Annotated in this window: 23 protein-coding genes and 1 tRNA gene; 2 read left to right on the top strand and 22 right to left on the bottom strand. The window is 61.5% G+C overall.

The features are described from left to right. Positions 1–75: 75 nt before the first annotated feature. The 7 genes from ppdK to VMA09_02625 all read right to left on the bottom strand — a co-directional run bounded on the left by ppdK (position 76) and on the right by VMA09_02625 (position 8,500). Positions 76–2,823 carry a pyruvate, phosphate dikinase gene (gene ppdK / locus VMA09_02655; protein HUA32479.1) on the bottom strand — a complete coding sequence of 916 codons (2,748 nt, stop codon included), beginning with the start codon at positions 2,821–2,823 and terminating at the stop codon, positions 76–78. A 102-nt stretch (positions 2,824–2,925) separates the two neighbouring features. Beyond that, positions 2,926–4,224 (bottom strand): glycine--tRNA ligase, encoded by a 1,299-nt coding sequence (locus tag VMA09_02650; protein HUA32478.1) that lies wholly within the window; start codon positions 4,222–4,224, stop codon positions 2,926–2,928. Positions 4,225–4,299: 75 nt separating this feature from the next. After that, positions 4,300–4,839, bottom strand: a complete 540-nt coding sequence (locus tag VMA09_02645; GenBank protein ID HUA32477.1) for a metallophosphoesterase family protein — start codon at positions 4,837–4,839, stop codon at positions 4,300–4,302. A 114-nt stretch (positions 4,840–4,953) separates the two neighbouring features. Next, positions 4,954–5,601, bottom strand: coding sequence for an ABC-type transport auxiliary lipoprotein family protein (locus VMA09_02640; protein HUA32476.1), 648 nt, complete (start codon positions 5,599–5,601; stop codon positions 4,954–4,956). Then, positions 5,598–6,539, bottom strand: a complete 942-nt coding sequence (locus VMA09_02635; protein HUA32475.1) for an MlaD family protein — start codon at positions 6,537–6,539, stop codon at positions 5,598–5,600. The genes VMA09_02640 and VMA09_02635 overlap by 4 nt, the downstream gene beginning before the upstream one ends. Before the next feature lie 48 nt (positions 6,540–6,587). Continuing rightward, on the bottom strand, positions 6,588–7,379 hold the full coding sequence (locus VMA09_02630) for an ATP-binding cassette domain-containing protein (GenBank protein ID HUA32474.1): 792 nt from the start codon (positions 7,377–7,379) through the stop codon (positions 6,588–6,590). Between the two features lie 14 nt (positions 7,380–7,393). Beyond that, positions 7,394–8,500, bottom strand: a complete 1,107-nt coding sequence (locus tag VMA09_02625) for an ABC transporter permease (GenBank protein HUA32473.1) — start codon at positions 8,498–8,500, stop codon at positions 7,394–7,396. Between the two features lie 227 nt (positions 8,501–8,727). Between VMA09_02625 and VMA09_02620 the strand changes: the two genes are divergently transcribed. Beyond that, positions 8,728–9,060: a hypothetical protein gene (locus VMA09_02620; GenBank protein ID HUA32472.1), complete on the top strand. Its 333-nt coding sequence runs from the start codon at positions 8,728–8,730 to the stop codon at positions 9,058–9,060. Positions 9,061–9,225: 165 nt separating this feature from the next. Here the strand turns inward: VMA09_02620 and VMA09_02615 are convergent, their stop codons facing one another. From VMA09_02615 to VMA09_02605, 3 genes are all read right to left on the bottom strand, one after another. Beyond that, complete coding sequence (locus VMA09_02615; protein ID HUA32471.1) at positions 9,226–10,476, bottom strand: CoA transferase; 1,251 nt, start codon at positions 10,474–10,476, stop codon at positions 9,226–9,228. Further along, on the bottom strand, positions 10,473–11,675 hold the full coding sequence (locus VMA09_02610) for a CoA transferase (GenBank protein HUA32470.1): 1,203 nt from the start codon (positions 11,673–11,675) through the stop codon (positions 10,473–10,475). The genes VMA09_02615 and VMA09_02610 overlap by 4 nt, the downstream gene beginning before the upstream one ends. Positions 11,676–11,748: 73 nt before the next feature. Beyond that, on the bottom strand, positions 11,749–12,366 hold the full coding sequence (locus VMA09_02605) for a glutathione S-transferase N-terminal domain-containing protein (GenBank protein HUA32469.1): 618 nt from the start codon (positions 12,364–12,366) through the stop codon (positions 11,749–11,751). 130 nt (positions 12,367–12,496) lie between these two features. Between VMA09_02605 and VMA09_02600 the strand changes: the two genes are divergently transcribed. Continuing rightward, entirely contained in the window at positions 12,497–13,720 is a 1,224-nt protein-coding gene (locus VMA09_02600; GenBank protein ID HUA32468.1) for an acyl-CoA dehydrogenase family protein, read from the top strand. Between the two features lie 96 nt (positions 13,721–13,816). On the opposite strand, the gene VMA09_02595 is transcribed toward VMA09_02600, so the two are convergent. From VMA09_02595 to VMA09_02540, 12 genes are all read right to left on the bottom strand, one after another. Continuing rightward, complete coding sequence (locus VMA09_02595; protein HUA32467.1) at positions 13,817–14,155, bottom strand: P-II family nitrogen regulator; 339 nt, start codon at positions 14,153–14,155, stop codon at positions 13,817–13,819. A 110-nt stretch (positions 14,156–14,265) separates the two neighbouring features. Further along, positions 14,266–14,664, bottom strand: coding sequence for a nuclear transport factor 2 family protein (locus VMA09_02590; GenBank protein ID HUA32466.1), 399 nt, complete (start codon positions 14,662–14,664; stop codon positions 14,266–14,268). A gap of 158 nt (positions 14,665–14,822) precedes the next feature. After that, entirely contained in the window at positions 14,823–15,446 is a 624-nt protein-coding gene (gene plsY, locus VMA09_02585) for a glycerol-3-phosphate 1-O-acyltransferase PlsY (GenBank protein HUA32465.1), read from the bottom strand. 256 nt (positions 15,447–15,702) lie between these two features. Further along, positions 15,703–15,780, bottom strand: a tRNA-Pro gene (locus VMA09_02580). A 71-nt stretch (positions 15,781–15,851) separates the two neighbouring features. Next, the gene (locus VMA09_02575) at positions 15,852–16,166 is read right to left on the bottom strand and encodes a hypothetical protein (GenBank protein HUA32464.1); all 315 of its coding nucleotides are present in this window, start codon (positions 16,164–16,166) and stop codon (positions 15,852–15,854) included. Further along, positions 16,163–16,852, bottom strand: coding sequence for a ribulose-phosphate 3-epimerase (gene rpe, locus VMA09_02570; GenBank protein HUA32463.1), 690 nt, complete (start codon positions 16,850–16,852; stop codon positions 16,163–16,165). The genes VMA09_02575 and rpe overlap by 4 nt, the downstream gene beginning before the upstream one ends. Positions 16,853–16,893: 41 nt before the next feature. Continuing rightward, on the bottom strand, positions 16,894–17,700 hold the full coding sequence (locus VMA09_02565) for a DUF169 domain-containing protein (GenBank protein ID HUA32462.1): 807 nt from the start codon (positions 17,698–17,700) through the stop codon (positions 16,894–16,896). Between the two features lie 63 nt (positions 17,701–17,763). Further along, a complete protein-coding gene (locus VMA09_02560; protein ID HUA32461.1) occupies positions 17,764–18,279 on the bottom strand; it encodes a PEGA domain-containing protein in 516 nt (171 codons plus the stop codon). 105 nt (positions 18,280–18,384) lie between these two features. After that, the gene (locus VMA09_02555; GenBank protein HUA32460.1) at positions 18,385–19,581 is read right to left on the bottom strand and encodes a CoA transferase; all 1,197 of its coding nucleotides are present in this window, start codon (positions 19,579–19,581) and stop codon (positions 18,385–18,387) included. Next, positions 19,581–20,786 (bottom strand): CoA transferase, encoded by a 1,206-nt coding sequence (locus VMA09_02550; GenBank protein HUA32459.1) that lies wholly within the window; start codon positions 20,784–20,786, stop codon positions 19,581–19,583. Before VMA09_02550 ends, VMA09_02555 begins: the two co-directional genes overlap by 1 nt. After that, on the bottom strand, positions 20,783–21,037 hold the full coding sequence (locus tag VMA09_02545) for a hypothetical protein (GenBank protein HUA32458.1): 255 nt from the start codon (positions 21,035–21,037) through the stop codon (positions 20,783–20,785). Before VMA09_02545 ends, VMA09_02550 begins: the two co-directional genes overlap by 4 nt. Before the next feature lie 413 nt (positions 21,038–21,450). Further along, positions 21,451–21,821 (bottom strand): hypothetical protein (locus VMA09_02540; GenBank protein ID HUA32457.1); only part of this gene is annotated, 371 nt, incomplete at its 5' end.

The raw sequence follows: 21,821 nt of genomic DNA, 5'->3' as shown, positions 1-21,821 counted from the left end.
ATCCTGAGGCGAATTAAAAAGAACTGCCGGATGAGCACACTCATCCGGCAGTTTTTCGTCTAGGTATCGATCTCGTTAGACGTCCTTGAAGGCGGCTTTCTTTTGCTTCGACTCGATCGCGGCCTGCGCGGCGGCCAGTCTCGCTACGGGGATTCGGTAGGGCGAGCATGACACGTAGTCGAGGCCGAGGCGGTGGCAGAGTTTTACGCTGGCGGGATCGCCACCGTGCTCGCCGCAGATGCCGAGTTTGATTTTCTTGTTGGCTTTGCGGCCGCGTTCGATTGCGATGCGCATGAGATCCGCGACGCCGCTTGCATCGAGGCCTTGGAAGGGGTCGCGCTTGTAGACGCCCCGATCGAGATAATCCTGCAGGAACCTCACCGAGTCATCGCGCGACAGACCATAGGTCATCTGAGTCAGGTCGTTGGTGCCGAACGAGAAGAAGTCCGCGACCGCGGCGATCTGATCGGCGGTGACGCAGGCACGCGGCACTTCGATCATCGTGCCGATCGTATAGTGCACCTTTTCGCCGCTCTGCTTCATGACCTCGTCGGCGACTTCGCGGATATCGGCGGCCAGGATCTCGAACTCTTTGCGCTCGCCGATGAGCGGCAGCATGATCTCCGGTATCACCTTCACGTTCTTTTTCTTGAGCTGGCATGCCGCTTCGAGGATCGCGCGCGCCTGCGCCTTGTAAATTTCGGGGAAGCTGATGCCAAGGCGCGAGCCGCGATGGCCGAGCATCGGATTGAACTCGAACAGGTTGTCGCGCGCCGCCTTCAGTTTTTCTGGCGTCGTGCCGATCTTGCCTGCGAGCTCTCTGATCTCTTCGTCTTCCTTGGGCAGGAACTCATGCAGCGGCGGATCGAGAAGCCGAATCGTAACCGGCAGGCCTTCCATCGCCTTCAGAATGCCGACGAAGTCGTCGCGTTGCATCGGCAGAATTTTCGCCAGCGCCTTCGCGCGATCCTTGGCGTTCTGCGCCAGGATCATCTCACGTACCGCGTCGATGCGGTTCGACTCGAAGAACATGTGCTCAGTGCGGCAGAGGCCGATACCCTCTGCACCGAACGCGCGCGCAACTTTCGCATCGTGCGGCGTGTCGGCGTTGGCCCGCACTCCCAGACGGCGCTCCTTGTCCGCCCAGCCCATGAACTTCTCGAAATACGACGGCATCTCGGGATCGACCGTCGGCACCCTGCCCTCGATCACTTCGCCGGCTGTACCGTCGAGCGTGATGTACTCGCCGCGATGAATCGTGACGCCGTTCGCCGACATGGTGCCGGCGCTGTAGTCAATGTCGAGCGCCGAGCATCCCGCGACGCAACACTTGCCCATACCGCGCGCGACGACGGCGGCGTGACTCGTCATGCCGCCGCGAGCAGTGAGGATTCCCTGCGCGACTTGCATCCCGTGGATGTCCTCGGGCGAAGTCTCGGCGCGGACCAGGATCACTTTGCGTCCGGCCTCCGAGACGGCGACGGCTTCATCGGCGGAGAAAACGACTTCGCCGTTGACGGCGCCGGGCGACGCGGGCAAGCCCCGCGCGATCACTTTCTTCTCGACGCGCGGATCGAGCCGCGGGTGCAGAAACTGTTCGAGCTGATCGGGCTCGACGCGGCCCAGCGCGGTCTTCTTGTCGATGAGCTTCTCGTCCGCCATGTCAACCGCAATTCGCACCGCCGCTTCTGCCGTGCGCTTGCCGTTGCGGGTCTGCAGCATGAAGAGGCGATTGCGCTCGATCGTGAACTCCATGTCCTGGCAATCGCGAAAATGCTTTTCGAGACGCGACGCAATCCTGAGGAGTTCCTTGTAGACCTCGGGGAACGACTCCTCGAGTGTCGCGTATTTTTCCATGCGCTCCGACTCGCTAAGCCGCTCGCGCTGCGCAGCGACCTTGCCCGCCTTGACGCTGATCGGATGCGGCGTGCGGATTCCGGCGACGACGTCTTCGCCCTGCGCGTTTTGCAGGAATTCGCCGTAGATGCCCTTCTCTCCGGTGCCCGGATCGCGTGTGAATGCGACGCCCGTAGCGCAATCGGGACCGAGGTTGCCGAAGACCATCGATTGCACGGTGACGGCAGTGCCCCAATCGCCCGGGATATTGTTGAACTTGCGATACGCGATCGCGCGGTCGTTGTTCCACGAGCCGAACACCGCGCCGATCGCCTCCCAGAGCTGCTCGTTGGGATCCTGTGGGATGTCGCGGCCGACGCGCTTGCGAATCAACGCACGGAATTCCTGCACCAGCTCCTTGAGATCGTCGACGCTGAGATCGACATCCTCGGTAACGTGGCGCGATTCCTTCTTCTTGTCGATCAGCTCCTCGAAAGGATCAGGATCGTTCTTGTTCTCGGGCTTCAGCTTGAGCACGACGTCGCCGTACATCTGGCAGAAGCGCCGGTACGAGTCCCAGGCGAAGCGCGGATTCTGGCTGTCGGTCTCGAGCCCCTTCACCGTCTCGTCGGTGAGGCCGAGGTTAAGCACGGTGTCCATCATTCCAGGCATTGAAACGCGCGCGCCCGATCGCACCGAGACCAGCAGCGGCTTCGTCGCGTCGCCGAACTTGCGATCGAGGGCTTTTTCGATTCGCTCGACGCTCTTGGCGACGCCCTTGTCGAGCTTCTTCGGATACTTGGAATCGTGATCGTAATAGTAATTGCAGACGCGCGTTGAGATCGTGAAGCCCGGCGGTACGGGCAGCTTCAGTGACGCCATCTCGGCCAGGTTCGCGCCCTTGCCGCCCAGCAAATCGCGCATCGCAGCGCGGCCTTCCGCCACTCCGGCGCCGAAGAAGAAGATCTCAGGATGTATGCGACCCATGGATAACCGATTCTCCCATCCCCGCATCGTGCGGAGCGATTGTTACAGGCACTATCGCGATCGTATCCGAGCTAGTCGAGATACCTTGTCGCGCGAAACTTGCTAGCTGTTCCAGCCGATTCTCTTGGTCAGTTCGTCGATAAGCGTCGCGATCGGGACGCGATCCTGCGTCATTGTATCGCGATCGCGTAGTGTCACCGTGTCGTCTTCCATCGATTGATGATCGATCGTGACGCCGAACGGCGTGCCGACTTCATCCTGGCGGCGATAACGGCGGCCGATCGATCCCGCCTGATCGTAAGCGACGGTGAAATGGCGCTTCAGCGCATCGCGCACGGCGATCGCCTTTTCGGGCTGTCCCGCTTTGCGCAGCAGCGGATATACCGCGACCTTGATCGGCGCGAGCCGCGGATCGAGGCGCAGCACGATACGCTCTTCGTTCTCGACCACGTCTTCGTCGTAGGAATCAAGCAAAAACGCGAGCATCGAGCGATCGACGCCGAGCGCCGGCTCGATCACCCACGGACGGTAGCGCTGCTTCGCTTCCTCGTCGAAGTACGTGAGATCATGGCCGCTGGCCTTCGCATGCTGATCGAGATCGAAGCTGCCGCGTTTGGCGACGCCTTCGAGCTCACCCCAGCCGAACGGATAGAGAAATTCGATATCCGTGGTGCCGCTCGAATAATGCGACAGCTCATCGGTCGCATGCGCTCGCGCGCGCAGGTGATCCTTTTTGATTCCGTACTTGACGTGCCAGTTGAAACGAAAATCGACCCAGTAGCGATACCAGGTTTCCTCTTCGTCGCGGTCGGGCTTGATGAAGAATTCCATCTCCATCTGCTCGAACTCGCGGGTGCGGAAAATGAAATTGCCGGGCGTGATCTCGTTGCGGAACGATTTTCCGATCTGCGCCACGCCGAACGGCAGTTTGACTCGTTGTGTATCTACGATGTTCTCGAAGTTGGCAAAAATTCCCTGCGCGGTTTCGGGGCGCAGGTAGACCGTACTCGCGGTGTCCTCGACCGGGCCCATAAAGGTCTTGAACATCAGGTTGAACTGGCGCGCCTCGGTCAACTCGCCCCCGCATTCGGGGCACTTGGTACCCTGGATATGATCGGCGCGAAAGCGCTGCTTGCAGCTTTTGCAATCGACCAGCGGGTCGGTGAAATTTTGCAGATGACCGGAGGCTTCCCAGGTCCGCGGATGCTGGAAAATCGCCGAGTCGAGGCCCAGCACGTCGCTGCGATACTGCACCATCTCGCGCCACCACGCCTCTTTGACGTTGCGCTTGATCTCGACTCCCAGCGGACCGTAGTCGAAGGTCGAGCCGAGGCCGCCGTAGATGTCGCTGGTGGGAAAGACGATGCCGCGGCGCTTGCAGACGTTAACCAGTTTTTCCATCGTGACCGCGCGTTTGGCGGGCACTGCACTTTCTGCGGACAACAAAGCCTCCAGGTATCTACGCCTCGCTCGCGCTCAGGCGAGGCTGATGATTTCTGCCGACACCGCGCCGCCATCCTTGATCTCGAGGATCGCGACCGTGCCGGGCACATCGACCAGATTACGCGGCAGCGTCGCGCTGCCGGGATTAACTACCAACGTATCGCCAAAGCGCACGACGCCTTCGACGTGACTGTGGCCCTGCACGATCACATTCACGGGGCCGCCGAAATGCCGATCGATCGCGCGGCGGAAAACTTCCTCGGACGTTTCGTCGGGCGTTGGAATCGCGTGCACGAGCCCGATCCGCACGCCCTCGATCTCGAACAGATGCGCCTCGCGCACGCGCTCGTCGTCAACATCGAGCTTGTGCTTGTGCCCGTCGAGGCCCTCATCGCCGTTGCCGAGCGCCGCCACAACCGGCGCGATACGGGTCAGCTCGTCGAGCACGCGATTTACGTACACGTCGCCGGCATGCATCACCATGTCGACACCGGCGAGCACCTCGAACACGCGCGGCGGCAGATGCTCGCAGGCTTCGGGAATGTGAGTGTCAGAAATGAGGCCGATTCGCATAGCTCTTTGGTCGAGGCGCGCTCGAAATCCGAACTAGCAAGGTTATCATGGGCCGGTATGCCCCGCAATTTTGATGTTTTCAGTCCCCGGCGAACCCAGATCGCGAAAATCAGATCACATCGGTCCTTGCGCGGCGGGAGCGGGCGACTGCGAGCGTGGAATCTCCGCGACCGCGCTGGGCAGTGCGGATGCGAATTGCTGGAGTACATCGTTGAGCGACGCGTTGATCGCCGCGGCCGCGGCCTCGGGTCCGTCCGACGCGGCGGGAGTGTCCTTCTTCAGCTCGCGGCACCATAGCGCGCGCTGAAAGACCCCGCTCGGATAAAGGCAGAATTGAATATCGACAAGTCCGGAGGACTGACCATTTTTCTCCTGAACTTGCTGAAAAGCGAGAATGTCCGCCTCCAGCACGGCAGTCGGCGCGTCGAGCGGAGTCGGCGCCGCGGACGATGGCGCGTAGACGATCGACTTGATTCGATCGCCCACCATATCTGTCGGCGGCGCGATCCATCGATGGAAGCGGTACGAATCGATGCGATACTCGGAGGTTTGCAATGCCAGCCCCGTGTCCTGGTAGGGCGCGCCACCGGAAACCGCTCGCACTTCGAGCCGCACTTCAGACGGCACCGTGGTTGAGATCGGCTGCGTAACAAGCTGATAGCGATGCGTTTCCGGGATTTTGCGCGCCATCACCGCGGAACATCCTGCGGCCGTGCCAAGCGCGATCGCGCACGCTGCGATCTGCAGAGCGGCTCGGCTCACTTCTCGGTCTCCCGATCCGAAACGCGGCTGCCCCATACCATCACTGACGGATCGGCCTGGATCGTTTCGATCGTCTCATCGAGATGTTGTGAGAGGCGATCGATGTTGAGCAGCGCATGATCGATATGAAACGTGTTGCGATCGATAAGCGAGTTGGCTGAGTTGATCATGACCTGCGCGTTCGCCAGCGTCATGTTCATCTTGTCGAGCGTATTGTTGAAGTTGCGGAAGGTGGCGCCAGCGCGATCCTGGAGCGTCTCGATCGTGCCGTTGGCGTGATACGCCGCTTGCTTGATTTCCGCGCTCGCGCTGTTGATGTTCGATAGCGTCTGGTCGAGCTCGTCGAGGCGATTCTTCGCCGCGATTCGATCCGTAACGAGGCGCAGGTTCTTCGACACCACGCTCATGTTCTGAATCATGTCGCCAAGCGCAAGGCGATTCTGATGGTTGAGCGTGTCATGCTTGAGCGCGGCGATCAGATCGTACGTCTCCTGCGTGACCTGAGACGCCTGCGCTTGCAGATCGGCGAGTGATTGCTGATCGCCGTGAAGCGTGCCGTCCTCCGGCAGCGTGCCGGCCTGAGCGGTGCCGCCGGAGAGCTCGATATAGCGGATACCAGTTACGATGTTGCCGGCGAGCTTGGCAATTGTGTTGCGCTGGATTGGAGTGCGCGGCTTGACTTCGATGTTGACTTCCACCTGCGGCGGAACGTCCTCGGTCAAATCGATATCGGCGACCCGTCCGACCTGCACACCGTTGAGCTGCACGGGAGCTCCAGCCACCAATCCGCTCACGGACCCATTGAAGAGGACAGTGTAGTTCGCGACGGGCCGAAAGAATCGCGCGCCCGCGATCCAGAACAGGGCGAGCAAAAGAATCACCGCCGTCCCGGCTACGAATACGCCGACAATCAGAGTGCGTTCACGTTTTATCGTCATGTCGAGGGACTCTCCTACACGCACGCGTGCTGCTGAACGTTCGCCAAATCATTTGCCGACCATTCTTAGCAATTCCGCTATCGGACGGGTGCCAGCGTTCTCGCGGCGCGCTTCGCGATTGAAAAATGCATGCACGATGGGATCGATGCTCTCGCGAACATCGACCAGCGGGCCTTCGGCGATGATCTTGCCGCGATCGAGCATGATCGCGTGGTCGGCTATCACGTTGATACTGCCGAGCTCATGGGTCACCACGACGACTCCCACGCCAAGCCGGGCGCGCAGATCGAGAATCAGATCGTCGAGCGCGCGCGCCGTCACGGGATCGAGGCCGGCCGACGGCTCGTCGAACAGCAGCACCTCGGGATCGAGCGCGAGCGCCCGGGCGAGACCGGCGCGTTTTTTCATTCCGCCGCTGATCTCGGCCGGCAGCAGACGCGCGGCGTTCTCGAGGCCTACCATCGCGAGTTTCATTCGCGCGATTACGGCTGCCACCTCGGGCGCGACGCCGCGATGCTCAATCAGCGGCATCGCGATGTTCTCTTCGAGCGTCAGCGAGTTGAACAGCGCCCCGCTCTGGAAAAGCATCCCGATGCGCTTGAGGCTTTCTTCGCGCTCGTCGTCGTCCTCGCCATAGAGATCGCGCCCGAAGAGCATCACGCGCCCGCCCTCGGGCTGGCGCAGTCCCACGATATGGCGCAGCAGCGTGGACTTGCCGCATCCGCTGCCGCCCAGGATCACGAGAATCTCGCCGCGCCTGAGCGCGAGGTTAATCCCGTCGAGCACGGTATTCTCGCCGTAGCGGACAACCAGATTCTCGACTTTGATCAGCTCGTCCATCGTTCAAATCACGTTCAATTCGTGAGGTAGAAGACCAGCGTAAACACCGCGTCAGCAGCGATACACGAGATTATCGAGGAGACCACCGCGTTGGTTGTTGCCGCGCCGACGCCCTGCGCGCCGCCGCTCACGCGCAGACCTTCGTAGCACGAAATGAGGCCGATTAGCGCCGAGAAGATGAGACTCTTGAAAAGGCCCGTCAGCACGTCGCCCACCACGATCGCCTGCGCCGTCTGCCTGATATAATTTCCCGCGCCAAGACCCATGCTGATACCGACCATGTAGCCGCCGCCAATCGCGAACAGATCGCTTGCGACGGTCAGGCACGGCACAACGATCATAAGCGCGATCACGCGCGGCGCCAGCAGGTAGCGATTCGGGTCCAGCGCCATCGTGCGCATCGCATCGATCTCTTCCGCGACAACCATCGTGCCGAGCTCCGCCGCCATCGCCGCACCCGAGCGCCCGGCGACAATCACGGCCGTGATCAGCGGCCCCATCTCGCGAGCGACCGAGACGGCGACCAGGTTAGCGATAAAGATCGCGGCGCCGAACTGCCGCAACTGGCTCGCGCCGTTGAGCGCGAGCACGACCCCGACGAGCAGCGAGATGAAGACGACGATCGGCGTCCCGCGCACGCCAACCAGGTACATCTGATCGAAGATCGCGTCGAATTTCCATCGTCGGCCGACGAGCGGATCGACGACGATTGCATTGACCGCATTGTAGAGGTAGGCGCCCCACCCTTCCCAATCCGCCGCGACGCGCAGGGCCGATTCTCCCACGCGCTCGAGGACCGGTTCGTATGGCGCGAGTGCGGCTTCCTCGGAAAGAAGCGCCCTGGAGGCGTTCTCGATTCCGCCGATCAACTCGGGCGGCCATCCGACGATTTGCAGATCGACGTCGCGCGCCTTCGCATCGTCGGCGAGTCGCGCGAGCACCGCCAGCTCGTCGAGCGTAGCCTCGCCGACCGCGCTCAGATCGAGGCTGATCGTTCCGTGCGAAGTGGTTGCGAAAATTCTTTTATGCAGCCGATCGAAACTCGCCGCGGAAGGATCGAGGTCTTCGCGTGCGAGCTTGAGCTGCGCGCGGGGTTCGGCCGCAGAGACGGGTCGGTTCACGAGTATCTCGCGATCGCCCGACACCGGCAGCCGCCGCCGTGCCAGCGGCCGAACGGATCCGCCCTGCTTGCCATCGCCATTCAGATTACGAATAAAACGTCGGCGCGCAACCTAAGCTCGGCTCATCGGGCGGCCACTCTGGCGCGAGCGTTTGACTCGATCTCATGCTAAAAGGCGACCGACGCGCTAATCCTGACTGGCGCCCACGAGGAAGCGGAGGCTCTGCTATGCGACTTTCGACTCTGCGAATGAGCGCTTTTGCGCTCGCGGCCGCGGTGATGCTCGCCGGATGCGGTCACAAGGTTCGCGCGACCGGCAACGACAACACGGTCGCCGTTTATCCCGACGAGGACACCTACAAGAAAATCGCGCAGATGAAGAGCCAGGGTGGCGTGGCCGGGATGTTCGGGGGACTCGGCCAGAGCCTCGCCACCAAGCAGCTCGACAACAATACTCCGGTGAGAATTATTTCGAGCGACGACCTCGGCGCACAGATCGAAGTGACCGACGGCGTCAACAAGGGCATGCAAGGCTTCGTCGCGAAGGCCAACGTCGATTGAAGACGAGCCCGCGCTGCGGATAGCTTCGGGCGCGGTTGGGCGGACAGAAAAAGATCACCACTAAGACACCAAGGGCAGTACGCGAAGCGACGCAACGCCGCTTCGATGATTTCTTCTGACTTGGTGCCCTTCGTGTCTTGGTGGTGATCTTTTTCTGCGACGAGGCTATGAAGCCTTTTTGTACTCGCGCGGCGCGGTGCCGATGATGCCTTCCTGCTCGAGAGCCGCGACCTCTGCGTCGCTCAGATTCAGCAAGCGGCGGAATATGTCGGCGTTATGTTCGCCGAGCAGAGGCGCAGGTTGATCGGCGACTAACGGCGTTTCAGGCAGGCGCGCGACACCTCCCGGATAAAGATGCGTTCCGACGACAGCGCGATCGATCGCGACGAAGTAGCCGCGCTCGGCGAGATGCGCATCGCCGATTACCGCCGGCGCTGAATTCACCGGCGCCGCGGGAACTCCGACCGCCAGCAAGCGTTGCACCGCATCATCCGCCTGCAGCGCGCCGAGCGCGCGCGTCAGCTCGGCATTGAGGATGTACTCGTTCGCCTTGCGATCAGCCGCGCGCGTGAACCGAGCATCATCGGCGAGATTGTCGAGGTCGAGCGCATGAGCGGCCGCTTGCCACTGCTCGTCACTCTCGCATGCGAGCGCGATCCATCCGTGGTCCCCGACGCAGGCGTAAATCCCGTACGGCGCATGCTCAGGATGCGAATTGCCACGCGGCGGCGGAACTTTTCCCGTGAGCTGACATTCGACGATCGACGTGCCCACGAATGGGATCAGCGCTTCGACCTGCGCGAGCTCGATCAATTGCCCGCGTCCCGTTCGCTCACGTTCGTGCAGCGCGACGAGCAAGCCGAAAGTTCCATGCAACCCGCTCACAGGATCGCCGAGTGCGTTGCTCAACGTGTAGCGCTGCTCCGCGTCCTTGTAGCCCATGAGACCCGTGATTCCCGCCATCGCTTCCACAGTGTTGCCGTAGCCGCGGGCGTTGCACTCGGGGCCCGAGGAGCCGAACGACGGCATCGATACCATGATCAGGCGCGGGTTGATCGCAGCCAGCGTCGCGTAGTCGAGGCCGAAGCGCTCCATCACGCCCGGGCTGTAGTTTTCGATCAGCATGTCTGAGACGGCGACCAGCCGCTTCACCAGATCGACGCCGCGCGGATCCTGGAGGTCGAGGGTGACGCCGAGCTTGCCGCGATTCGCGGTATTGAACGGCGCCGAGCGCTCGATCGGCTGCATCTCGGGGGGAGCGACCGACAATGACCCGCGCCACCAGTCGAAGTGATCGGTGTCTTCGACTTTCACGACTTCGGCGCCAAGCTCCGCCATCATCTGGCCGACCATCGGCCCCGCCCATCCCATCGAGAGATCGAGCACGCGGATTTTGCCGTTTAAAACCGTCGTCATACGATCCCCTCCTTACCCAGCCGATCGAGGTCGTCAGCGCTGAGTCCGAGCCGTCCGCACAGAATTTCGCGATTATGCTGACCGAGAGTGGGCGCCGGGCGCGGCGCTTCGGGCTTCGAGCCGAGCCGCAGCGGCGCGCCGGGAACGCGAATCGTGCCGAGCACTGGATCGGCGAGCGTGTCGAAGTAGTTGCGCGCCTTGGTCTGCTCCCATTCGAGGACTTCGGCGACGCTCGGAATCGGAACGATCGGAATCGCGCGCCCCTGGCCTTCGCGATAGAGCCACGCGCGGTCGCGCTCGATGAAAAAATCCTCGACGATTTTGAGCAGCGCGTCGTTGTTCACCATCCGTTGAAGCGCGGTGCGAAAGCGAGGATCGGTCAACAACTCGCGGTGCTCCATCAGATCGCACAGGCCCTCGAACTGCTTATCGGTCACGCAATGCAGTCCGGCGTAGCCGTCGCGGCACTTGAGCGTGACGATCATGAACGGGCCAATGGCGAAGCGCTTGCCAGCGCGCTCGCGGACTGCGCCGACGTACTGAAAGCTAACGGTCTCGTAGATCATCGTCGCTACCGTCGCCTCGAGCAGCGAGATATCGACGTGCTGTCCGTGGCCGAGGCCGAAGTCGCGGGCAGCCAGCGCCTGCATCGCGCCGATCGCGCCGTAAACCGCGCCGACATACTGCGCGAGCGATCCCGGCGGCGTCAGCGGCTCGCGATCTTTTTCGCCGACTGGGAAGGTCCACCCGCCACGCGCGAAGAGCGCGAGATCGTTCAGCGGCGCGTCGCGGTCGGGACCATCCTGGCCGAAGTTGGAAATCGAGATGATCGAGAGCGTGGGAAACTTCGCGAGCAGATCCTGCGGCGGGAGTCCGAGCGCCGCCATCGTGCCGGGCGCAAAGTTCTCGAACAGGATATCGGCGTCTGTGAGCAGCCCGTGGAGCAACTCGCGGCCGCGATCGTGCTTCAGGTTGAGCGTAACGCCGAGCTTGTTCTGATTGACGAAGGCGAAAAGGCCGCCGCGATCGGGATTGGGCGCGCCGCGATGAGGTCCGAGCGCGCGCCCGCCCTCGCCGCGTGGCGGTTCGATCTTGATAACCTCAGCGCCCATGTCGGCGAGCAGCTTGGTCGCGTACGGGCCCGCGATGAAATGGGTCAGATCGACGACGCGGACATCGCTCAAGGCAGAGTAACGCATAAGGTCCGATGCGCCCGGTATCGCCCATCGGACCTCACGCTGTCAACTTAAACGATCGTTCAAATTGTGGGCCTTAGACCTTCGGCACTTCCATGCCTTTCTTTACTGCGGGGCGGGCGGCGATCGCCGTTATCCAGCGCGCGACATTGGCGCCTTCGCCGACTACATCAGGTTTCAAATTTTTGATCGGCACGAATCCCACCGATATCCATGCGTAGGTCGCGATGTCCGCGATCGAATAGTCGCCCGCCATGTACTGGGTGCGGCCGAGTTGATCATCGAGCACTTTGACCAGTCGCGCCGATTCAGTGGCGTAGCGATCGATCGCGTAGGGTATCTTTTCGGGCGCGGCGTTTGCGAAGTGATTCACCTGCCCGATCATCGGACCGATATTCGCCATCTGCCAGAAGAGCCATTCGAGGACTTTCGCGCGGCCGGGATCCTTCGCGGGCAAAAGCTTGCCGGCCTTCTCCGCCAGATGGACGAGGATCGCACCCGACTCGAAAATCGACACGCCATCATCGACGATCGCCGGGATCTTGCTGTTGGGGCAGATCTTCACGTACTCGGGTTTGAACTGATCGCCTTCGCGAATATTGACCGGATGCACCTTGTAGTCGAAGCCGCACTCCTCGAGCATCACAGAAACCTTGCGGCCGTTAGGCGTGGTCCACGTATAGAGATCGATCATGACGCGCTCCTTCACGATGGCTGGGTCTCTGAACTTCGTTAGCACGGGCACCTAAGCGAACCCACCATTAATCTTTCGCGCTTGCAGGCGCGGCGGCGGGCGCGCTAATCGACGCGAGGAGGTGCTCGTCATGCAAAGCGTCGCCGAAATCGAAGCCAGCCCGGAAGTGCAGGATTTGCGCACGCGCGTGTCCGATTTCCTGGAGGAGTTGATCTATCCGAACGAAAAGATTCTCGAGCGCGGCGACGACGAATCGCGCCGCACGATGAAATCGATCCAGGCCAAGGCCAAGGAGCGCGGGCTGTGGGCGCTCGGCCTGCCCAAGGAGATCGGCGGCGGCGGTCTCGGCTTCATGCCCTATGTCTTCGTCAACGAGATCGTCGGGCGCAGCGAGTACGCGATCGCGGGCCTCGGCACGCATTCGGCGCAGGACGCCACGATGTTCCATCTCTACGGCAACGCCGAGCAGAAGAAGCGCTGGCTCGCGCCGCTGGTCAATGGCGACATCTACCCGAGCTTCTCGATGACCGAGCCCGAGGTCTCGGGCGCCGATCCCACGGGGCTGCGCACCCGCGCCGTGCAGGATGGTGACGAATGGATTATCACCGGCCACAAATGGTTTACGAGCGGCGCCAACGTGGCGGCCTTCTCAACCGTGATGTGCGTGACGGAGCCCGACGCGCCGACCTACGAGCGCTTCAGCATGATCGTCGTGCCGACCGACACCAAGGGCTACGAGATCGTGCGCGCCGTGCCTGTCATGGGCGAGACCTCGGGCGGGCACTGCGAGATTCGCTACAACGACGTGCGCGTGCCGCTTACGAATCTGCTCGGTCCGCGCGGACAGGCCTTCAAGATCGCGCAGAAGCGGCTCGGCCCCGGCCGCATCTACCATTGCATGCGATGGCTCGGGCAGGCGCAGCGCGCGTTTGAGCTTTTGGTAAATCGCGCGATCAATCGCCACTCCTTCGGCGGTCCGCTATCCGACAAGCAGACCATCCAGAACTGGATTGCTGACTCGGCCGCGGAAATTCAGGCCGCACGCCTGCTAACGCTCAACGCCGCGGCCAAGATCGATGCTGGCGATGAGGCGCGCGTAGAGATTTCGATCATCAAGTTCTGGGGCGCGAAGGTGCTGCACGACGTGATCGATCGCGCGATCCAGGTCCACGGCGCGATGGGCGTGTCGGAGGACACTCCGCTCGCGCGGATGTACCGGCATGCGCGCTTCGCCCGCATCTACGATGGACCCGACGAAGTGCATCGGATGGTGGTGTCGCGGCGCATCGTGAGCGAGTTCAAGAAGGGCCGCAAATGGGACTTCGGCCGCGGCATCGTCAGCAATCCGCGCTGAATCATCGTTCGCGGAGAGCGGCTAAAGAAATGAGCGGCGGTTGATTTCAACCGCCGCTCTCATTTTGTTGCAGGTTTGTCCGAGCGCGCTTTGCGCTTAGAGTGCGTTGGCGCCGCGCTCGCCAGTGCGGATGCGCACCACTTCTTCGATCGGCATCACGAAGATCTTGCCGTCGCCGATACGGCCCGTGCGCGAGGCCCGTTCGATCGTTTCGACCACTTGGGTCGCGAGTTCATCCGAGACGATAATTTCGAGCTTTACCTTGGGCAGGAAATCCACCACGTACTCGGCGCCGCGATAAAGCTCGGTATGCCCCTTCTGGCGTCCGAAGCCCTTCACTTCGCTGACCGTGAGACCCTGTACACCGATACTCGAGAGGGCTTCTTTGACCTCATCGAGTTTGAACGGCTTGATGATCGCCTCGACCTTTTTCATATGACTCCTCTGGGTCGCTTCCTGCCGGGCTTCGGTCGCCCAGGTGCCCGGCCACCCCCACAACCATTTCGCATCCGCCGCCGATGGCGCAAGAGGGCGTTTATGCGCGCCTAACTGGCAAACACCTCTCGGGCGTGGTTGGTATCGCAATACTCCTTGACTTCGGCAATCTTGTCGCCCTCGAAGCGGAAGTAGAAATGGTAACGATTCTGATACTTCTTGCCGTTGGCCGCTGTCGTATCGGATTCGCATTGCACTGCGGCATGGTCGCCCTCGGCAATGATTTGCCCGATTTTCATGTTGAGCCCGTTCGGCAGCATCGCCTTGAGGGTTCCGGCAAAGCCCTTCATACCTTCCTTGCCTTTGATCGGCTCGGAGAAGCCGGGCATGTTGGCAATGACCTGGTAAACGAAATTGTTTGAGATCATCGATTCGAGCCTGATCGGATCGGGATCTTCGAACTCTTTGAGAAACTCGAGAACTGCTTCCTTCATCTCGGCGGTGTTCATGTCGGCCTCCTGCGTTGCCCCGCTAGCTAATCAAACGCACGGGATTACGCCAACCGCCATTGGGGGGCTACGCAAGCGCAATGCCATCGCGAAACGCCGTTTCAAGTGGCGTTTCGTGGGCACGGGCGAGTTTCCTTGCCCGGTGAGCGGGCGAATGATTATTCGCCGTGCATCTCAGTTGTAGTAGCGCTCGGCGTTGGCTTTGATCCGAACGGCTTTTCCTCCCCGCGCATCAGGCGGCCGATATTGTCCTTATGGCGCAGCAGCGCGAGCGCCGTCATGACAATCGCCAGTAACAGGTAGTGGCGCGGGAGGTTCAATGCGGCCGCGGCCGGAGGCAGGACGAACGCTGCGCTGATCGAGGCAAGCGATACGATTCGTGTCGCGGCCAACACGATCACAAATGCGGCTAGTGCAATCAGGATGGTCGCCGGCGAAATCACCAGCCAGATCCCGAGCGCTGCTGAGATTCCTTTGCCGCCTCTGAAGCCCAGGAATATCGAGCAGATCGCGCCGACGAATGCCGCTATCGCGACCCACGCGACGACATGAGGCGGAAAGCCCTCATGCTTCACGAAGGCGACCGGGATCGCGCCCTTTAGGACGTCGGCGATGAACGTCAGCCCCGCCGCCACCGGACCACCAGCGCGCACGACGTTGGTCATCCCGATATTGCCTGAGCCAACGGTGCGAGGATCGAAGCCGCGCACGCGGCCAACGATCACACCGAAAGGAATCGAACCGATTAGATACGCGACCAGGATCAGAAAAAGAAATGTCATCGGCTTGACCGAACGGGGCTAAGAAATTCAAAGATCGATGCGGATTTTTTTGCTCCCCCTTCCCGATGCGGGAAGGGGTTAGGGGTTAGGTCGTTGTCTGGGTTCCAACGAAGCATTCGACCTAACCCTCGTTCCCTTCCCGCACCGGGAAGGGAGGTCTGCCTCACGAGCATCGCCTGCACTATCAACGTTGTGGCTTCGACTGACGGCGCTTGAAGAACGCTATACGCGCGGTCGGTGCAACGATCGGTGAAGATGGTCGGGGTGACTGGATTTGAACCAGCGACTCCTGCGTCCCGAACGCAGTGCTCTGGCCATGCTGAGCTACACCCCGTACTCGGTTGGCTCAATCGGGAAATCAGAGCCCCCTTTTATATCATCAGCATCGAGCCCGCGCGAGTGCGCTCACTTCGCCGTGAGGCGCGGGTCGTCGGCTTCGATACACTTAGAATAGGCGAGTCGTTTGCGCGCGAAGTCCGGATACCAATGCGCCATCTGCTCCTGCTGCGCCATCACCTTGGGATCGGCGAGCATGAGGGCGAGATGGGTGCGCTCCTGCTCGCATGCTTTGGCGTCGGCGAACTCGCCGAAGTTTTCCCACTTGGACATCGGCGCCTGGAAATCCGGTTCGCGCTCGGCGGTGAAACGCGGCGGCACCTGCGGCGGAACCATCAGGAGCCACGCGACGATGAGGCTCGCGATCGAATGACCTGGTTTCACTTTCGATCGAGGTCGACGGGAGTTCGGGCAATCGTCTCGCGCATCTCACCGACGATCTTGTGATAGTCCGGATGACCGAAGATTCCCGAGCCCGAGACAAAAACATTCGCGCCTGCGGCCTTCACGTCGGCAAGATTGTTGAGCTTCACGCCGCCGTCGATCTCGACATCGATATTGAGGCCGCGGCGCTTCAGTTCCTTGCGGATGTAGCGCAGCTTCTCGAGCGCCGAGGGGATAAACTCCTGACCGCCGAAACCCGGATGCACACTCATCACGAGGATCATGTCGAGCGTCCCGGCATGAGCGAGCACGCGATCGGCATCGGTCTCCGGATTGATTCCGATCGAAGCGCGCGCGCCGAAGCCACGGATCTGTTTTGCGATCGCGGGAATATCGGGGCATACCTCGCAATGCACGGAGATCGAGTTGGCGCCAGCTTTCACGAATTTCTGGATGTATTTCTCGGGCTCCGAGATCATCAGATGCGCATCGAGGGGCAGCTTCGTGACCTTGCGCAGCGATTCCATCACCGGGATGCCGATAGAAATGTTGGGCACGAAGTGCCCGTCCATCACGTCGAAGTGAATCAGATCGGCGCCGGCTTCTTCGACGCGGCGGACCTCCTCGCCTAGGCGCGCGAAGTCGGCAGAAAGAATCGAAGGCGCAAGCTTATCGGAAACGTCCATGCGGCAAGCGTAACGGCTCGGGCTTCAGGTTGCGAGTGCGCTCAGCTCCTGGGCTTGTCCTGCGTTTCGAGCATCTTGAGCAGCTCCTGGTAATGCTTCGGCATCGTGACCGTCCCGCGCATCGCGACCGGAATCGGGTAACGCACACCGCCCTTGTACGTGCCCTCGAGGCCCTTCAAGAGATCATCGACGAAACTCCACGGGCAGGCGAAGACCATTTCGGTGTCCTGCGCCATCCCGAACACACGATCGCCGTTGCACGGGATGATCACCTTGGGCTTGTTCGTCGTCATCGTCTGGATAACGATTTCAGCGCAATCGAGGCGTCCGCCGGTCGTGCTCTCGATTCGGCCACCCTGAAGATAGAGGGCGGCGTTGACCAGGCGCATCACCTGCGCGCTGTTGGCATAAACGGCTACGATATGCGGCTCGAAGGTCGCGCGAGCTAGAGGCGATACACACACGTAGTCGTAGGTACCGGGCTCGAAGCGCCAGGTGCCGGCCTCGAGGCGGGTCGCGGCGTCCTCGGTCTCGCAATACATCCCGACCGAGGCGAAGCCGCGCAGATATTCGTCGTTAGGCTTGCGGAAGCCGAACGCGATCGCGGACAGCGGGCAAATAACGTCCTCGCGGCCGACTGCGATTCCCCATCCATAGCGCCGCGCAACGCCGATCGACTGGCATACGATCCAGTTCTCGCCCATGGTCTTGCTCGGAACGCGAAGTCCCTCGGGGACTGGCTCGTTGTGGCCGAGCATCCGAATCGCGAGCGGAAAAGTGTCTGGCCGCACGTGGCGGCCGATCGCCTCATCAAGCGCCTTAAGTTTCGCCGCGACCTGCTCGTTCATCTGCACGCTCCCGTTGCGAATTCGAACCACAACTATCGCATCGCGAGCGAGGCCGCAAAAGTGTCACGGCGAAGCTGGCTTTTGATCCGACGCGATCGCACTCGGCGCAGGAGCTGCCGCGACAGACGCCGCGACCGGCGCGCTCGCAACAACGGCCGCAGGCGTGGCGGGAGGCTGAACGCCTCCAATCGCGGGCGAGCCCGGTGCAGGATCAAGATGAGCCGTCACCATCGAGTGATTGTGATAGAACATCGCGCCGTCGATTCCATCGACGGCGAGCCCAATCAGCCCGGTGAAGAAGATGTCCGACACAAGGTAGCCCCATTCGATGTGGCTGGTGTCGGCTTCGTCGTAAGAGGCGTAGCCAGCCTTCGCGACGTGAATCTGCAAGTCCTCGTCGCGATTCACACGCATCGAGTACGGCGTTACTCCCGAACGCCCGTCGTTGACGCTGACCTGCGCGCCGGCGGGATCGCTCGCGACCATGATTTCCTCGTTGGTGCCCTGGAACAGCGTCGCGCATGACGAAGCCGCGATCGCGGTGCAGACCAATACACTTAGCGCAGAGATTTTCGTCATCTGCTCCCCCCTTTTGGCGAAGTTTGATGGCGACAGATTAGGCGATAAAAGAGCTAATGTGCAAGCTATAGACTGAAATAGGAGGGAATTGCGACGCGATTTGCGCTAGGGCCAGATTGCATCCTCTGCGATTAACGCGTCGCGCTCGGAATTCGACAAGCCCAGCAATTCGCCCAGGATGTAGTCGTTGTTCTCGCCGACTTCGGGGCCGAGGGTGCGGACTTTGCCGGGCGTTGATGACAGCTTGAACGGGATTCCGGTGACGTGAGTCTCGCCGTTTTTCGTCTCGAGCGGCGGCCAGAAGCCTCGTTCCTTGAGTTGCGGATCCTTGACGCAGATATCGGCACCGTTGGATACGACGCCGGCAGGGACCTTCGCCGCTTGTAGCGCCGCCATCACATCTTCGGCGCGGCGTGTGATCGTCCACTTTGCGATATTCGCGTCGAGTTCGTCGCGGTTGCGCATCCTGAGATAGAGCGTGCGAAACTTCTCATCCGCCGCCCACCACGGCGATCCGAGCGCCGCGACGAAGCGATTCCATTCGGCTTCGGTATGCACCGAGATCACGATCCAGCGATCGTGGTCGCTGCCCTCGGGCGCGCATCGATAGACATTGTGCGGCGCGGCCGGGCCTTCTTGCGAATTCCATAGCGGCGGCGGCTGCGTTCTGCCATTGGCCGAGATATCGAGCAGCGCGGGACCGACGAGCGCGCTCACCGCCTCGAACTGCGCGAGATCGACAAACTGTCCCTGTCCCGTACGTCGCTTGTGATAGAGCGCGATCAGCGCCGCAAGCGCGCCCGTGAATCCACCGCTCATATCGGCGTACGAATAGCCGTAACCCGCGGGACGGCCGTCGGCATCGGCCATCAGCGCAGTAAATCCTGACAGCGCCTGCAGCGTCGGGCCGTAGCTGACGTAGCTCGAGCGCGGCCCGGTGTGCCCAAGCCCCGACATGCTGATGCAGATGATGTCGGGCTTCACCTTGCGCAGGCTCTCGTAGTCCATCCCCCAGCTGCGCATCACGCGCGCCGAGAAGTTGTCCATCACGACGTCGCTCATGGCGGCGAGCCGCCGAGCCAGCTCAAGACCCTTGGGATGGCCCATGTTGATCGCCGCGGAAATTTTATCGCGATGAAGATCGCACTGGAGGCCGAGCTTGCGATTGCCCATTGGCGGCGGATTCTTGCGCTCGATCTTGACCACTTCGGCGCCGTGGTCGGCTAGAATCCGCGTCGCCACCGGGCCTGCGACGACCCAGGTGAAATCGAGGATGCGAACGCCCTCAAGCGGCAGCGCCATCAGATGATCCCCTCTTCGGCGAGCGCCGCGAGCTCCGCCGCATCGAGGCCGAGCGTATCGCGAAGTACTTCGCCCGTATGCTCACCCAAAAGCGGCGGACGCCGATACACGCGCCATGGAGTGCCGTTGAAAAGATATGGCGCGCCCGGATAGCGGAACTTGCGGCCAAGCTCGGGATGCTCAACTTCGGCGAAAAAGCCCCGCGCCGCTAACTGCTCGTCATCGAACATCGACTCGGGCGGCCGCACCGTCGCGTACGGCTGACGCAGGAGCTGCGCGCGTTCGAGCAGCTCGTCGCGGTCGTAATCCTTGACCCAATCGTCGAGCACGTCGAACAGATGCTCCGCCATCAGGAAGCGATGCATCACCTGGTCGTAGTCGGGCGCGTCGAGGTCCTGCGCCTTGCCGTCGCTCTTCACCCATTCGATGAGCGAGGTCCAGTCGCCGAGACAGCAGTGCATGATGTAGCCGTCGCGGCATTTGCCGACGCGGAAGAAGCGGCTCCAATGAAGCGTGCCGCGGCGCGGCTCGGATTCGCCGCGCTCGAAGTACGAGCTTGCGACGTGCTCGACGGCAGCCGCGGTCGATTCCTGCATGCTGAGATCGATCCACTGACCTTCGCCGCTCGTGTCGCGTGCGAGGATCGCGATCATCGTCGCGATCGCGCCGAAGTACGCCGACGAATGATAAGCCTGGAGACCCAGCGGCCGCACGGGAGCGCGGTCCGGGTAGCCGTTGACGTAGAGCATCCCGCCGAGGGCGGTGAGCACGGAGTCATCGGCGACAAAATCGCGATACGGGCCGGTCTGTCCGAAGGGCGTGATCGAGCAAAGCACGAGCGCCGGGTTCTCGCGATGTAGCAGCTCCCAGCCGAGGCCCATCCTCGCGAGCGAGCCAGGCGCATAGCTCTCGATGATCACGTCGGCCGACTTCGCCAGGCGCAGCAGGATCTCCGCGCCGCGAGGATCGGCAACATCGAGTGTCAGCGAGCGCTTGTTGAGATTGTAATACCAGTGAAAGAGGCTGCGATCATGATGCGGCAGGTCGTCGAGGAACGGGCCGATCCGCCGCGAGCTGCTTCCGGACGGCGGCTCGACTTTGATCACGTCGGCGCCCATGTCGGCGAGAAGTCGCGCGCACAACTGCGCCCGATGGTCACTCAGGTCAAGGACCCTGAGCCCCGCGAGTGCGCCCGGCTCGCTCACTTCTCGAACTTGCGCGGCGCCTCAGCCAGATGCTCGATCGCAAACGCGGTCAGGTCTGTCGTGGGCGGCACGTCGAGCAGGACTTCGTTCTTGGGTCCCGTGCGCTTGCCGCCGCGCGCGCGAATCGTTTCAAAGGTATCGGGATTGACCCAGCGCACGCCAAGCACACACGGCTTGGCCTGCCCGTCCTCATCGACGGGCACAATCGCGGGGCCTTCCTTATCGAACAAAGTAACTTTTCGAAGTCCCATAATTAGTGATGCGGATGATATTGGCCTCGCGCGCGGTTTTCAAATGATCTTTTGGTACCAATCTGCTGCCGCGCTGCGGGTGACATTTTCTCTTATCGTAAACGCTTGTCGCGAAAGCGGCACCTACAATTCCGTCATCCCGAGCAACGTCGAAGAATAACAGAACTCAAAACGAATTCGGGGGCCGGCTTTCGCCGGCCCCCGCCGTCACCACATCCGCCGCCCCATCACCACACTCTTATGCGAGTTTTACTGCCTCGCCGATCTTCAAAGTGGGCCCCGGTGAACGCGCCCGCCACCTTTCCGGTGATTACTACGCCTATCCGCCCTCGATCCTTCTCCGCCTCGCCGCCGCCCCCATCCGCATCCGGAAATTTTCACCGCACATCCCGTTCACCGGGACCCTCGTAAAGTCAATTCAGTGGCACACGTGAGCAAAGTAGCTCTAACCCTCGAATCTCGGCAGGATCCCAGTACCATTCCGAATCCAATTTCGCGTCCATCTTCCCGTTTTTGAAGGTAAACTTTCGTCCGCAGGCGTCGCACCAAATCTCGAGTCTGGTCGCCAACAAGCCTTTCCCTTGAGGTCCACCATGCAAGACGGCTTCTCTTTTACCGAAGGAGTGACCGCGGTTAACGAGAATTTGAAAGTCCTGACTTCCAACTAAAAGTCTGTTTTCCTTTTCAGCAGGGAACATCGAAAATCTCCTCAACTGCACCCGCTGGTTGAGCCGCAATTCATGCATTTGTAGCAGGAGCCGTTTCTTACCATTATGCTGCCGCA

Source organism: Candidatus Binataceae bacterium (assembly GCA_035508495.1).
Classification (GTDB): Bacteria; Desulfobacterota; Binatia; order Binatales; family Binataceae; genus JASHPB01.
The sequence above is the reverse complement of the archived record's forward strand: the minus strand, read 5'-3'. Positions and strand labels throughout refer to the sequence as shown.